Below are 12,668 nucleotides of genomic sequence, written 5' to 3'. Positions count from 1 at the left end.
CGGGGCAGAGACCTTGTTTCAGGGTCTGTCGGGGCTGCCTGGGCGGCAACCCCGAGCGGCAGGCCGTCAGACCTTGCGGACGAACTCCGACTTCAGCTTCATGGCGCCGATGCCGTCGATCTTGCAGTCGATGTCATGGTCGCCGTCGCACAGGCGGATGTTCTTGACCTTGGTGCCGACCTTTACCACCAGGGACGAGCCCTTGACCTTGAGGTCCTTGATCACGGTAACGGTGTCGCCATCCTGCAGGACATTGCCGACCGAATCCTTTTTCACCACGTCGTCGCTGGCGGCCTCGGCTTCGGCGTTGGGCGACCACTCATGGGCGCATTCGGGGCAAATCAGTTGGGTGCCATCCTCATAGGTGTATTCGGAGTTGCATTTTGGGCAAGGTGGCAAAGTGCTCACGGAGGTTCCTCAGGACAGGAGAAATAAAGCCCACATTGTATAAGGTTTTGGCGGGTAGATGTGGCTTGCTGTGCAAATGCAATCGCGGGACAAGCCCGCTCCCACCAGGTTCTGTGGGTAACGGACCTGTGGGAGCGGGCTTGTCCCGCGATGGGGGAGGCGAAATCAGTGGGTACGGGCTACCGAAAACTCGCTCAGCTCGACCAGTGCATCACGGTATTCGCTGGCGGGCAGCACTTCCAGGCACTCGATGGCGCGCTTGACGTAGTCCCGGGCCAACTGGGCGGTGTAGTCCAGGGCGCCGGAGGCTTCCACGGCGACGCGGATCTGCTCCAGGTCCTCCAGACCACCCTTCTGGATCGCCTGGCGCACCAGGGCAGCCTGTTCGGCGGTGCCTTCGCGCATGGTGTAAATAAGCGGCAGGGTCGGTTTACCTTCGGCCAGGTCGTCGCCGACGTTCTTGCCCAGGGTCTGCGAGTCGCCCTTGTAGTCCAGCAGGTCGTCGACCAGCTGGAAGGCCACGCCCAGGTGGTCGCCGAAGGTGCGCAGGGCTTCGCGCTGTTCGTCGCTGGCACCGGCCAGTGCGGCGGCGCTGTGGGTCGAGGCCTCGAACAGCATCGCGGTCTTGCCGCGGATCACGTCCATGTACACCTCTTCGGTGGTGCTGGCGTCGCGTACCCGCGACAGCTGCAGCACTTCGCCCTCGGCGATCACCCGGGTGGCCTTGGAGAGGATCTGCATGACTGGCATCGAGCCGAGCTCGACCATCATTTCGAACGAGCGCGAATACAGGAAGTCGCCCACCAGCACGCTCGGCGCATTGCCCCACAGGGCGTTGGCGGTGGAGCGGCCACGGCGCATGCCGGACATGTCGACCACATCGTCGTGCAGCAGGGTGGCGGTGTGCAGGAACTCGATGGTCGCCGCCAGCAGGCGCAGGTCGTCGCCTTCGCGCCCCAGGGCCTTGCCGCACAGCAGCACCAGCAGCGGGCGCAGGCGCTTGCCGCCAGCGGACGTGATATAGTCGCCGATCTTCGATACCAGCGGCACGCGCGAGGTCAGCTGCTTCTTGATGATCTCGTCGACGGCACTGAAATCGTCAGCTACCGCGCGGTAGAAGGATTGGGGTTGCATCGGCTGCTCCATTGAGGTTGCGCGGCATGCTAGGTCGCGGGTCCCGGTGTGTCAAGGCGCGCGGCCCGTGGCCCCGGGCCGCCACTTGCAAGCATTTATCGGGTTGCGTACAATCGCGCACCCTAACTTCCTGGGCAGCACCTGCCTTACGCAATTGCACCGGGCCGTTCCAGCCCAGTGCAGCCATGCCAGCCAATACTCATCATATAAAGCGCTGGGTGAGCAGGATTATCGGAGAAATACCATGTCTTACGCAGTAATCGTTACCGGCGGCAAGCAGTACAAAGTCGCTGAAGGTGAATTCCTCAAGATCGAGAAACTGGAAGTCGCCACTGGCGAATCCGTGACTTTCGATCGCGTTCTGCTGGTCGCCAACGGCGACGACGTCACCATCGGCGCTCCAGTCGTCGCAGGTGCCAAGGTTGTGGCTGAAGTCGTTTCGCAAGGTCGTCACGACAAGGTTCGCATCATCAAGTTCCGTCGTCGTAAGCACCACATGAAGCGCATGGGCCACCGCCAGTGGTTCACCGAGATCAAAATCACCGGTATCCAGGCTTAATCGCCTAGGTCCCCTGAATTTATTTGGAGAATTGAACCATGGCTCACAAGAAGGCTGGTGGTAGTACTCGTAACGGTCGCGACTCAGAATCGAAACGCCTTGGCGTGAAGATGTATGGCGGCCAGGTTATCAAGCCGGGCAACATCATCGTCCGTCAGCGCGGCACCGAATTCCACGCTGGCTACGGTGTTGGCATGGGCAAGGACCACACCTTGTTCGCCAAGATCGAAGGCGTGATCAAGTTCGAGAAGAAAGGCGAGTTCAACCGCCGTTACGTGAGCATCGTCGCAGCCTAATCGCGACGTCGCTCCAGAAGCCCCGTCATGCGACGGGGCTTTTTCGTTTGTGGTGAGCCTCTTGCAAAGCTGTTTGTATGGGCTGCCGGCGTGGGTTTCTACGGTCGTACGGGGCCGCCGCGCTCATTTTTGCAAGAGCCTCAGGTGTTCAAGCTATTCAGCTCGTCGGAAGGCGAGAGGCGGTTTTTATGAAGTTTGTTGACGAAGTATCGATCCGGGTCAAAGCCGGTGACGGCGGCAATGGTTGCATGAGCTTCCGCCGCGAGAAGTTCATCGAGAACGGTGGCCCCAACGGTGGCGACGGTGGTGACGGTGGCTCGGTGTACATGGTGGCCGACGAGAACCTCAATACCCTGGTCGACTACCGCTACACCCGCCACCACGAAGCCCAGCGTGGCCAGAACGGCGGCAGCACCGACTGCACCGGCAAGAAGGGTGAAGACCTGTTCCTGCGCGTGCCGGTCGGCACCACCGTGATCGACGCCTCGACCCAGGAAGTGATCGGTGACCTGGTCACCCCGGGCCAGAAGCTGATGGTCGCCCAGGGCGGCTGGCACGGCTTGGGCAACACCCGCTTCAAGTCCAGCACCAACCGCGCGCCGCGCCAGACCACGCCAGGCAAGCCGGGTGAGCAGCGCGACCTGAAGATGGAGCTGAAAGTGCTGGCCGACGTCGGCCTGCTGGGCTTGCCGAATGCCGGCAAGAGCACCTTCATCCGCTCGGTTTCGGCTGCCAAGCCGAAGGTCGCCGACTACCCGTTCACCACCCTGGTGCCGAACCTGGGTGTGGTCAGCGTCGACCGCTGGAAGAGCTTCGTCATCGCCGACATCCCCGGCCTGATCGAAGGCGCTTCCGAAGGGGCGGGCCTGGGTATCCGCTTCCTCAAGCACCTGGCGCGTACCCGCGTACTGCTGCACCTGGTCGACCTGGCGCCGCTGGACGGCAGCAGCCCGGCCGATGCCGCCGAGGTCATCATCAACGAGCTGGCGCAGTTCAGCCCGGCACTGGTCGACCGCGAGCGCTGGCTGGTGCTGAACAAGGCCGACATGATCATGGACGAGGAGCGCGACGAGCGCGTCAAGGAAGTGGTCGAACGCCTGAACTGGGACGGCCCGGTGTACGTGATCTCGGCCATCGCCAAGCAGGGTACCGAGCAGCTCAGCCACGACCTGATGCGCTACCTCGAAGACCGTGCCGATCGCCTGGCCAATGACCCGGCCTACGCCGCCGAGCTGGCCGAACTCGATCAGCGCATCGAAGACGAGGCCCGTGCCCAGCTGCAGGCGCTGGACGATGCCCGCACCCTGCGTCGCACGGGCGTCAAGAGCGTGCATGACATTGGCGACGATGACGACTGGGATGATTTCGAGGACGACGAAGACGGCCCGGAAATCATTTACGTGCGCGACTGATCGGTTGCAGTACACTAAACGCCGCTCCAATGAGCGGCGTTTTGGTATCTACAGATTCGACATAGGTTGGAAGAGAAGATGCGAAGCAAGGTGACGGGCGCCAAGCGCTGGGTCGTGAAGATTGGCAGTGCCCTGCTGACGGCGGATGGCAAAGGCCTGGATCGCGGCGCCATGGCCGTCTGGGTCGAGCAGATGGTCGCGCTGCGGGAAGCGGGCGTGGAGTTGGTGCTGGTCTCCTCCGGGGCCGTGGCCGCGGGCATGAGCCAACTGGGCTGGGCTTCGCGACCGAGCGCGATGAACGAGCTGCAGGCCGCCGCCGCCCTTGGTCAGATGCGCCTGGTGCAGGCCTGGGAGTCGAGCTTCGGCGAGCATGGCAAGCACACCGCGCAGATCCTCCTGACCCATGACGACCTCTCCGACCGCAAGCGTTACCTCAACGCCCGCAGCACGCTGCGTACCTTGGTCGACCTGGGCGTGGTGCCGGTGATCAACGAGAACGACACCGTGGTCACCGACGAGATCCGCTTCGGCGACAACGACACCCTGGCAGCCCTGGTGGCCAACCTGGTGGAAGCCGACCTGCTGGTGATCCTCACCGACCGCGACGGCATGTTCGATGCCGACCCGCGCAACAACCCCGAAGCGCAGCTGATCTATGAAGCCCGCGCCGACGACCCGGCCCTGGATGCGGTGGCCGGCGGCACGGGGGGTGCCCTGGGTCGCGGCGGCATGCAGACCAAGTTGCGTGCCGCACGCCTGGCGGCCCGTTCCGGTGCCCACACCATCATCATCGGTGGCCGCATCGAACGCGTGCTCGATCGCCTCAAGGCCGGTGAACGCCTGGGCACGTTGCTGTCGCCGGAGCGCGGCATGCTCGCCGCCCGCAAGCAGTGGCTGGCCGGCCACCTCCAGACACGCGGCACCCTGGTGCTCGATGCAGGTGCCGTGCAGGCCCTGCGTCAGGCCAACAAGAGCCTGTTGCCGGTGGGCGTGAAGACCGTCCAGGGCAGCTTCCGTCGCGGCGAGATGGTGGTGTGCGTCGGCCCTGACGGCCTTGAAGTAGCCCGTGGCCTGGCCAACTACAGTGCCCTGGAAGCACAGAAGATCATCGGCCAGCCGTCCGATGCCATCGAGAACCTGCTGGGCTACAGCGCCGAGCCGGAACTGGTACACCGCGACAACCTGGTGCTGGTCTGAGGGCGTGAACGTGCTGAAAAGGATGATTGCCGTGGCGGCGCTGGCGCTGCCGATGCTGGCCGGGGCCGAGGAAATCGGCCAGGTCTCTACCGTGTTCAAGTTCCTCGGGCCGAACGACCGCATCGTGGTCGAGGCATTCGACGACCCCAAGGTCGAGGGCGTGACCTGCTACCTGTCGCGAGCCAAGACTGGCGGTGTGAAGGGTGGGTTGGGCTTGGCCGAGGACCGTGCAGAGGCGTCGATCGCCTGCCGCCAGGTGGGGCCGATCCACTTCAAGGGTGAATTGAAGGACGGCGAGGAGGTGTTCAAGGAGCGCACCTCGCTGGTGTTCAAGACCATGCAGGTGGTGCGCTTCCTCGACAAGAAGCGCAACACGCTGGTGTACCTGGTGTATAGCGACCGGCTGATCGAAGGCAGCCCGCAGAACGCGGTGACGGCGATTCCGATCCTGCCGTGGGCTAAATAACACCCGAGCGGGAGGCCTTTGGCCTCCTTTCGCGGCACGAGGCCGCTCCTACAGGGGATACGCCTATTCCTGTAGGAGCGGCCTTGTGCCGCGAAAGGGCCGCAAAGCGGCCCCTGTTCACCGCATCAGGCCAGCTCCTCGGCCTGATCTTCGCGCACGATCGCCTTCACCTCATCGAGCCGGCTGATGTACTTCCAGTCCGCCTCGTCGATGTAGATACCGTTCGGCCCGCTGCCGCCTTCCAGGTCGATCGCCACCCGCGCCGACACCTGCGGCTTCACGCTCGCCAGGATTGGCACGAAGCCCAGCTGCTGGCTGGTCTCCAGCAGCGCTGCCTGGTTGCGTTCGTCGATGTCCGCCGCCTCGTCGAGGTAGTAGGGCAGGCGAATGCGCCCGGCCAGGTCGCGGTCCATCAGGTGCAGCAACAGATACATGTTGGTCAGCGCCTTGATGGTCATGGTGGTGCCGTTGGACGCGGCGCCGTCGATGTCGGCATGGATCACCGGCTGGCCATTGATCTTGGTGATCTCGAACGCCAGCTCGAACAGGTCCTTCAGGCCCAACTGGTTGTGGTTGGCTGCCACCAGCCGTGCCAGGTACTCCTTGGCCTCTTCGTTCTTGTGGTCCTGCTCGGCGCTCTGGGTCAGGTCGAACACCGACAGGGTTTCACCTTCCTCGTACTGGCCGGCGCTGTGGATGATCTGGTCGATGTGCTTGAGCGCTTCCTTGTTCGGTGCCAGGACCACGCGGAAGCTTTCCAGGTTGGACACCTGGCGCTTGTTGATCTCGCGGTTGAACAGGGCCAGCTGGTGCTCGAGGCTGTCGTAGTCGCTGCGGATGTTGCGCAAGGTCCGGGCGATGTCGGTGACCGCCGCGCGGCGTGCCTTGGCCAGGGTCAGGGCTTCCTCGGTGCGGTGCGAGTAGGCGTTGATCAGCAGTTGCAGGCGGCGCTCCATGTCGTCTTCGCTGTCGAACTTGGCCACGCCCTTGAGGCGCACCTGGGCGTACAGCGCCTCGATCTGGTTGTCCACGCGCTGCAAGGCCTGCCAGCTGTCCTGGTAGTCGTTGAGCAGCGGCAGCAGGTTGTCCATGGAATCGTCGATCGCTTCCATGAACGGGGTGCCGAACGGCAGGTCGGCCGGCAGCAGCTGGCGACGGCGCAGGGCGTCTTCCAGGGTGCGCTGCTTGGCTTCCAGGTCGGCGATCTGCCGACCCACCAGCTGCAACTTGGCCGAAAGCTGCTGGACGCGCTCGGTGAAGGCGTCGCTTGAGCGCTTGAGTTCGTCCTGGGCGGCTTCGAGCTGAGCGAGCTGTTCCAGCTTCTCCGGCTCCTCGGCACTCAGGGTCTCGGTGCGGCGATAGTCTTCCAGGGCCTTCTGGGCATCGAGCACCTGCTGGTACAGGGCTTCGGTCTGCGCTTTGGAGGCGCTGCGGTCGGCGGCGACGGCCTGCTGGGTCTTGAGTTGCTTGAGTTCTTTTTCCAGGCGCTCTTTCTGGTCGCGCAGGGCGGCACGGTCAGCCAGGGCCTGGAGCGCCGGCGGGTCGATGTGGGAAAGGTCGATGGACACGCCCGGAGCTTCGAAGCGCTCGCCCTTGAAGCCGTCGAGCACTGTTTCGAGGGTTTTCACCCAGACATCGCTATCGTCCAGCTCGATGCCCCGGTCGCCCAGCGGCAGGCTGAACAGCGCGCCGTTGAACAGGCGCATCAGGCGATCGACGTCCTGTTGCGAGAACTCCTCGCGCAGGCGGGCGTAGCTGTTGTTGTCGGCGTGATCGAGTTGCTGCTTGACCTGCTTGAGGCGTTTTTCCAGGTCGCGAACGCGTTCGTCCAGGTCCTCGGCGGAGAACTGGCGCGACTGGGCCAGGGCGCCGGCCAGTTCGTCGTGGGCATCCTTGGCAGCCAGCAGTTGCTGCTCCAGGGTCTTCACGTCGGTGACCAGAGCAAAGCGGTGCTTGAGTACCGACAGCTCGCCCAGCCAGCGCTGGATGCCGGTGATCTCGCGCTCCAGGCGCATCAGCTCCTGGGTACCGCCGCGCTGGTCGTTCTGCAGGCGGTCCTGCTCGCTGCGGTAGTGCTCGGATTGGATGACCAGCTCTTCCTTGCGGGCCATGGCGTATTCCTGCCAGGTGCCCAGCAGGTTGTCGAGCAATGGCGAGATACGGTGCAGCTTGCCGCGCAGGATGTCACGCTGGGCCACGCCGCCGGCCAGGGCCTCGACCAGGGGGCCGGCGGCGACCAGGGCGTTGTAGTCCTGTTCCATGCGGCGTACGTCGCGGAAGGCTTCCTCGCAGGCGGCGATGTAGTCGACGCTGCCCGAGCGCAGGCTGTGCTCGAAGGCATCGAGGAACAGCTGCTTGAGCTTGGCCGCGGTGATTTCGCGCATGTGCAGCAAGTTGATGAACAGCGCACGGAAGGTCTTCAGGCTCTGCTCGCTGGTCGAGCGCAGTGGGATCAAGGTCAGGTCCAGCGGCACCGAGGTGTGGCCGCCGACCAGCAGCCGGCGCAGCTCGTCGGGCTTGAGCTCATAGGCCTTCAGGCCGTGCTGTTCGAGGTTGGTGAACAGCTCCTTCTGGCGCAGGCAGGTGTCGTTCTTCTGGTAGTGCGCCAGGTCCAGCTGGCCCTGGTAGGCGAAGAACTGGTGACCGAAGCCGCCGCCCGGGCCGCGCCCGACCACGCCGATCACGTGCGGGCCGTGAGGCAGGTTCAGCTCGCAGAGGATGTAGCTGGTGTCGCTGGCGAAGTAGAACCGGCGCGACTGCTCCAGGCTGTACTTGCCGAAGCTCATGTCGGACATGCGCGCCAGGATCGGGAACTGCAGGGCATTGATCGAGGCGGACTTGCCCAGGTTGTTGGCGCCGTAGACCGACAGTGGGTGCTCCAGGGGGAACAGGCCCAGGCTGTAGCCGGCGGTGTTGAGCAGTGCGAAGCGGCGAATACCGTAGCGTTCCTGGCTCATGCGTCAATCTCCTGTTGCTCTTCGCGAATGGCCCGGGCCAGGGCTTCTTCCTCGCTCTCCTCGCCGTCGAACGGGGTGAGGTCGAGCGGGTCGTCGGTGCGGTTGAGTTCTTCCGGACTCTCTTCCTCGACCAGCACTGGCGTTGGCAGCGGCAGGTCGCTGTGCAGGGTGGCGGCCAGGTCCCGGTCCTGCTGGACCGACAGGCACACGTCGAGGAAACGGTGCATCGGCGGCAGGAAGCGGTAGATGCCGCCTTCCTCGTGGGCGAAGCCCAGCTGGGTCATGCGGCGCAGGATTTTTTCTTCCAGCTCGTCGACGGTCTGCACTTCGGCCTGGATGAACAGGTCGCGGTACTTTTCCAGCAAGGACGGCAGCTCGTCGCGGCCGACGCTGCCGCCATCGAGCACGGCCATCGGGTCGCGGCCCTGGTCGGCCAGGTGCTCGACCAGGATGAAGGTGAACAGCGACAGGCGCTGTGCGGTCTTGTTGACCTGGGCGGCGGCCTGCTCGGGCACGAAGTAGTAGAAGCCGCGGGTGTCGCACACCAGCTCGAAGCCCAGGGCCTTGAACAGGGTGCGGTACTGGTCCTGGAAGTTCGACAGCTGGGCGTACAGTTCAGGGTCGCGGCGGCTGATGTGGAAGCCCTTGAACAGCTCGCGGAAGATCGGCGCGAGCTGGGACAGTTCGGAAAGATCAAGATGCATTGGCTGGGCTCGCGTTGGAGTCGGACGTGGTCGTTGGCGTGGCTTGGCGGCTGGACGTCAGGGCGAAGGAGCGCAGGCTGACCAGGTGTTCACGGGTGGTGTATTCCTGGCGTTCGAGGCGCTCGCGGCTGAAGCGCTTCTCCCGCGACAGGCGCGAGAACCAGTACAGCAATTCGTCGGTGGCGCCTTCGGGCTCCTGCTCCAGCAGCCAGACCATCAGGTCTGGCAGGGGCAGGGCGTCTTCGCAGCGCTCGAGCATTTCCTTGACCGTGCGTGGGGCGCGGGGCAGCGGGCCCTTCTGCGACTTGTGTGCCTTGGGGAAGCGCGCCGGCTTGGGCTCGAAGCGGGCCAGGGCATAAACGTACGCCTCGACCTGGCTGGCACTGCCGAGGAAGGTGCTCTGCGGGCGGGTGAACATCGGCATGGCCGCTTGCGGCACGGCATCGATGCCTTTCTTGCGGATCACCGACAGGGCCAGGGCGGCGCCGCGGGTCACGGCGTTGTGCCGGCGTGCTTCTTCGCGCAGGGGCAGCAGCAGTTCTCGGGCGTGGCGCAGGGTGAGCTGAGCACTGGTCTGCATCTCGAGGATACGGGCGTGGGTGCGCAGCAGCATGTCGTCGTCGACCAGGTGGCCCAGGCGCGCCTGCTCGCCCAGCAGGCGCAGCAGCACGGTCTCGACCTTGCGAACGCCTTGCTCGAAGGCGCCGTCGGCATTGACCAGCTGGATCATCGGCTCGACGTACTCGTCCCAGGTCGCCAGGACCTCGGCGTAGCGCTGGCGCAGGGGAATCTGGCGGTTGCTGGTCTTGGCCCGCTCGGCCACGGCCACCAGCGCCTGCTCGTCGTTGTCGAGCTTCTTGAGCACGTCGCGCACGCGCATATCGAGCAGGCGCAGCTGGCGCGCCAGGTCGTCGCTGTCGCGGTTGTCGAAGGCGTCCTGGATATGCCCGGCCAGACGCTCCAGGTGGCGCAGGTAGGCTTCGATCTCCAGGCACAGGCCCAGGCGGTGCTCGCGGCGCAGGTAGGCGAGGAAATCGTGAATCTGGGCGTTGAGCTCGAAGCGGTTCGGGCTCTTGGCCACCGGCACCAGGATGTCCAGGCGGATCCACACGTCGAGCAACTGGGTGATGTCCTGCGGCGTGCTTTCCACCTGCTGCCGGGCCAGTTGCTGGCGCAGCTCGACCAGGCTCAGGGTGCCTTGGTCGAAGCGCTCGCACAGCGGCTCGATCAAGGCCCAGTGTTCGGCTAGGGCGCGCAGGACGCGCTTGGGTTCGATCATTGGCGGGTCGACTCGTTGCCAAATAAAAGGGGCGATTGTACTGCATCCGGGGGGGAGGATTTCACCCCTTGGTCTGTAATGAGGGGGCAAGGGGAGATTCCGGGGGGCGGTGGTTGTCCCGGGTCATGGGGTGTTGGTGAGATCGCGCGCCGCCCGCGCAGCGCTCGGTCTCACAAACCTGCAAAACCCAAGACGTACACGTTAGAATACCCCCAAAATCCCACCCCGGACCCCGTGCCTTGCTGACCGAGCCCCGCCGCCGCGCCTACCTTTCCGCCATGCAAGTGGTGCACTGGCTGCCGCGCGCCGAACTGCCGTTCGCTGCACCGTCGCGCCCGGAACTGCTGCTGCCGTTGGCGCCGGTCGAAGACGCCGCCATCGAGGTACGGCCAAGCGCACCTGCGCCTGACGCACCACCTGTTGCCCCACAAGCCCGCTCAGTCGAGCGCCCCAAGATCGAGATCCCCCGGCCGGGCAGCACGCCCAAGCCCGCCAGCACGTCGGTCGAAGCCCAGGAGCAGGTGCCAGCGCCCCGTCCGGCGCCGTTGCCGCCACCGCGTTTTGCCCTGCAATTGCTGCGCGCCGGCCGCTGCCTGGTGCTGGTCGAGCTGGCCACCGGCCAGCCCTTCCAGAGCCGTGACCCGTCGTACCTGCTGCTCAAGGACATGCTGCGCGCCGCCGGCCTGCCCGATGCGCCGCAGATCATCGGCGAGCCGGTGCGCTGGCCGTTGCTGGTACGCGGCAACATGGACCAGGGGCCGGAGGCGGCGCGCGACTTCGTCCAGGGTTTCATCGCCGCGCGCCTGGAAGAGGCACCTTGCACCTGCCTGTGGCTGGTCGGCCTGCCGGCCGTGCGCTTTGCCGGCCAGGCCGACGGCGAGGCCTACTACCAAGAACTGAAGGTCGAAGGCCTGGGCGACGCCTGGGCCCTGCCGGGCCTTGAACTGTTGATGGACGAGCCGCAGCGCAAGGTGGACGTCTGGCAAGCGATGCGCCGGCTGATGGCGCGCTGGAAGAGCGTTGAATGAGTGACTCGATCAGTTTCCGCCCGATGACCGAGGCGGATCTGGATGCCGTGCTTAAAATCGAATATGCCGCGTTCAGCCATCCGTGGACGCGCGGAATCTTCCAGGATGCGCTCAAGTCCTATGAGGTCTGGCTGATGTTCGACGGCCAGCAGCAAGTCGGCCATGGCGTGATCAACGTGATCATCGACGAGGCCCACCTGCTCAACATCACCGTCAAGCCGGAGAACCAGGGCCGTGGCCTGGGCTTGCGCCTGCTGCAGCACCTGATGGCCCGGGCCTACCAGCTCAATGGCCGGGAATGCTTCCTGGAAGTGCGCGCCAGCAACCAGGCGGCCTACCGCCTGTACGAGCGCTACGGATTCAACGAAATCGGCCGCCGGCGCGACTACTATCCCGTTGCCGGCGGACGCGAAGACGCCCTGGTGATGGCCTGCACCCTGTTCGAGGAGTGACCTTGCAGGCGCTGGCCGTGTCACACAGGCATACCCTGATGAGGCAACGACCATGCATGACCTGCAGGAACTGATCGACAACAACGAACGCTGGGCCGATGCGATCAAGCAGCGCGATCCGGACTTCTTCGCCAAGCTGGCCCGCCAGCAGACCCCCGAATTCCTCTGGATCGGTTGCTCCGACGCTCGCGTGCCCGCCAACGAGATCGTCGGCATGCTGCCGGGCGACCTGTTCGTGCACCGCAATGTGGCCAACGTGGTGCTGCACACTGACCTGAACTGCCTGTCGGTGATCCAGTACGCCGTGGAGGTGCTCAAGGTCAAGCACATCCTGGTCACCGGTCACTATGGCTGCGGCGGTGTGCGCGCAGCGATGCAGGACCGTCAGTTGGGCCTGATCGACGGCTGGCTGCGTTCGATCCGCGACCTGTACTACGAAAAGCGCGGCGAGCTGGCCAAGCTCGATACCGAGGAAGCCAAGGTCGACCGCCTGTGCGAGCTGAACGTGATCCAGCAGGTGGCCAACGTGGCTCACACCAGCATCGTGCAGAACGCCTGGCACCGGGGGCAGGAGCTGTCGATCCATGGTTGCATCTATGGCATCAAGGATGGCCGCTGGAAGAGCCTGGACACCACCATCAGCGGGTTTGCCCAGTTGCCGCCGCAGTATCGCCTGCGGCCTTTGGAATAGACTGCTCAATGGCGCTTTGACCCTGTGGGAGATTACCCAGCCCTTCGGGCTGCGCTGTCGCGCAGAGAACAAGCGGCCAATGCTG

The 12,668-nt window shown here is 64.7% G+C and carries 13 protein-coding genes; 8 read left to right on the top strand and 5 right to left on the bottom strand.

What is annotated here, in order from left to right; all coding sequences use genetic code 11:
• Window positions 1-66: 66 nt before the first annotated feature.
• Complete coding sequence (locus AC1MHZ_RS06685) at window positions 67-408, bottom strand: zinc ribbon domain-containing protein YjdM (RefSeq protein WP_196143766.1); 342 nt, start codon at window positions 406-408, stop codon at window positions 67-69.
• Between the two features lie 165 nt (window positions 409-573).
• The gene (locus AC1MHZ_RS06680; RefSeq protein WP_084858621.1) at window positions 574-1,542 is read right to left on the bottom strand and encodes a polyprenyl synthetase family protein; all 969 of its coding nucleotides are present in this window, start codon (window positions 1,540-1,542) and stop codon (window positions 574-576) included.
• 244 nt (window positions 1,543-1,786) lie between these two features.
• Between AC1MHZ_RS06680 and rplU the strand changes: the two genes are divergently transcribed.
• From rplU to AC1MHZ_RS06655, 5 genes are all read left to right on the top strand, one after another.
• Complete coding sequence (gene rplU, locus AC1MHZ_RS06675) at window positions 1,787-2,101, top strand: 50S ribosomal protein L21 (RefSeq protein ID WP_011532169.1); 315 nt, start codon at window positions 1,787-1,789, stop codon at window positions 2,099-2,101.
• Between the two features lie 38 nt (window positions 2,102-2,139).
• Window positions 2,140-2,397 (top strand): 50S ribosomal protein L27, encoded by a 258-nt coding sequence (gene rpmA, locus AC1MHZ_RS06670; RefSeq protein ID WP_070092741.1) that lies wholly within the window; start codon window positions 2,140-2,142, stop codon window positions 2,395-2,397.
• A gap of 188 nt (window positions 2,398-2,585) precedes the next feature.
• Entirely contained in the window at window positions 2,586-3,809 is a 1,224-nt protein-coding gene (gene cgtA / locus AC1MHZ_RS06665) for an Obg family GTPase CgtA (RefSeq protein WP_084858620.1), read from the top strand.
• Between the two features lie 78 nt (window positions 3,810-3,887).
• Window positions 3,888-5,006, top strand: a complete 1,119-nt coding sequence (gene proB / locus AC1MHZ_RS06660) for a glutamate 5-kinase (protein ID WP_084858619.1) — start codon at window positions 3,888-3,890, stop codon at window positions 5,004-5,006.
• Window positions 5,007-5,028: 22 nt separating this feature from the next.
• Complete coding sequence (locus tag AC1MHZ_RS06655; RefSeq protein ID WP_172403060.1) at window positions 5,029-5,472, top strand: CreA family protein; 444 nt, start codon at window positions 5,029-5,031, stop codon at window positions 5,470-5,472.
• A 125-nt stretch (window positions 5,473-5,597) separates the two neighbouring features.
• Here the strand turns inward: AC1MHZ_RS06655 and mksF are convergent, their stop codons facing one another.
• Genes mksF through mksB form a run of 3 tightly spaced genes read right to left on the bottom strand, consistent with a single transcriptional unit; the run spans window position 5,598 to window position 10,412 of the window.
• Window positions 5,598-8,429, bottom strand: a complete 2,832-nt coding sequence (gene mksF, locus AC1MHZ_RS06650) for an Mks condensin complex protein MksF (protein ID WP_482966154.1) — start codon at window positions 8,427-8,429, stop codon at window positions 5,598-5,600.
• Complete coding sequence (mksE, locus tag AC1MHZ_RS06645) at window positions 8,426-9,133, bottom strand: Mks condensin complex protein MksE (RefSeq protein ID WP_084858616.1); 708 nt, start codon at window positions 9,131-9,133, stop codon at window positions 8,426-8,428. Before mksE ends, mksF begins: the two co-directional genes overlap by 4 nt.
• Window positions 9,123-10,412: an Mks condensin complex protein MksB gene (mksB, locus tag AC1MHZ_RS06640; protein WP_084858615.1), complete on the bottom strand. Its 1,290-nt coding sequence runs from the start codon at window positions 10,410-10,412 to the stop codon at window positions 9,123-9,125. Before mksB ends, mksE begins: the two co-directional genes overlap by 11 nt.
• A 239-nt stretch (window positions 10,413-10,651) precedes the next feature.
• Between mksB and AC1MHZ_RS06635 the strand changes: the two genes are divergently transcribed.
• The 3 genes from AC1MHZ_RS06635 to can are packed head-to-tail and all read left to right on the top strand — an operon-like array spanning window position 10,652 to window position 12,583.
• The gene (locus AC1MHZ_RS06635; RefSeq protein ID WP_084858614.1) at window positions 10,652-11,440 is read left to right on the top strand and encodes an energy transducer TonB; all 789 of its coding nucleotides are present in this window, start codon (window positions 10,652-10,654) and stop codon (window positions 11,438-11,440) included.
• Window positions 11,437-11,892: a ribosomal protein S18-alanine N-acetyltransferase gene (gene rimI, locus AC1MHZ_RS06630; protein WP_084858613.1), complete on the top strand. Its 456-nt coding sequence runs from the start codon at window positions 11,437-11,439 to the stop codon at window positions 11,890-11,892. Before AC1MHZ_RS06635 ends, rimI begins: the two co-directional genes overlap by 4 nt.
• Before the next feature lie 52 nt (window positions 11,893-11,944).
• A complete protein-coding gene (can, locus tag AC1MHZ_RS06625) occupies window positions 11,945-12,583 on the top strand; it encodes a carbonate dehydratase (protein WP_084858612.1) in 639 nt (212 codons plus the stop codon).
• Window positions 12,584-12,668 lie beyond the last annotated feature (85 nt).

This window comes from Pseudomonas sp. FA-1 (assembly GCF_056856075.1).
Note: the sequence above shows the minus strand (reverse complement) of the source record. Positions and strands in the feature narration are given on the sequence as shown.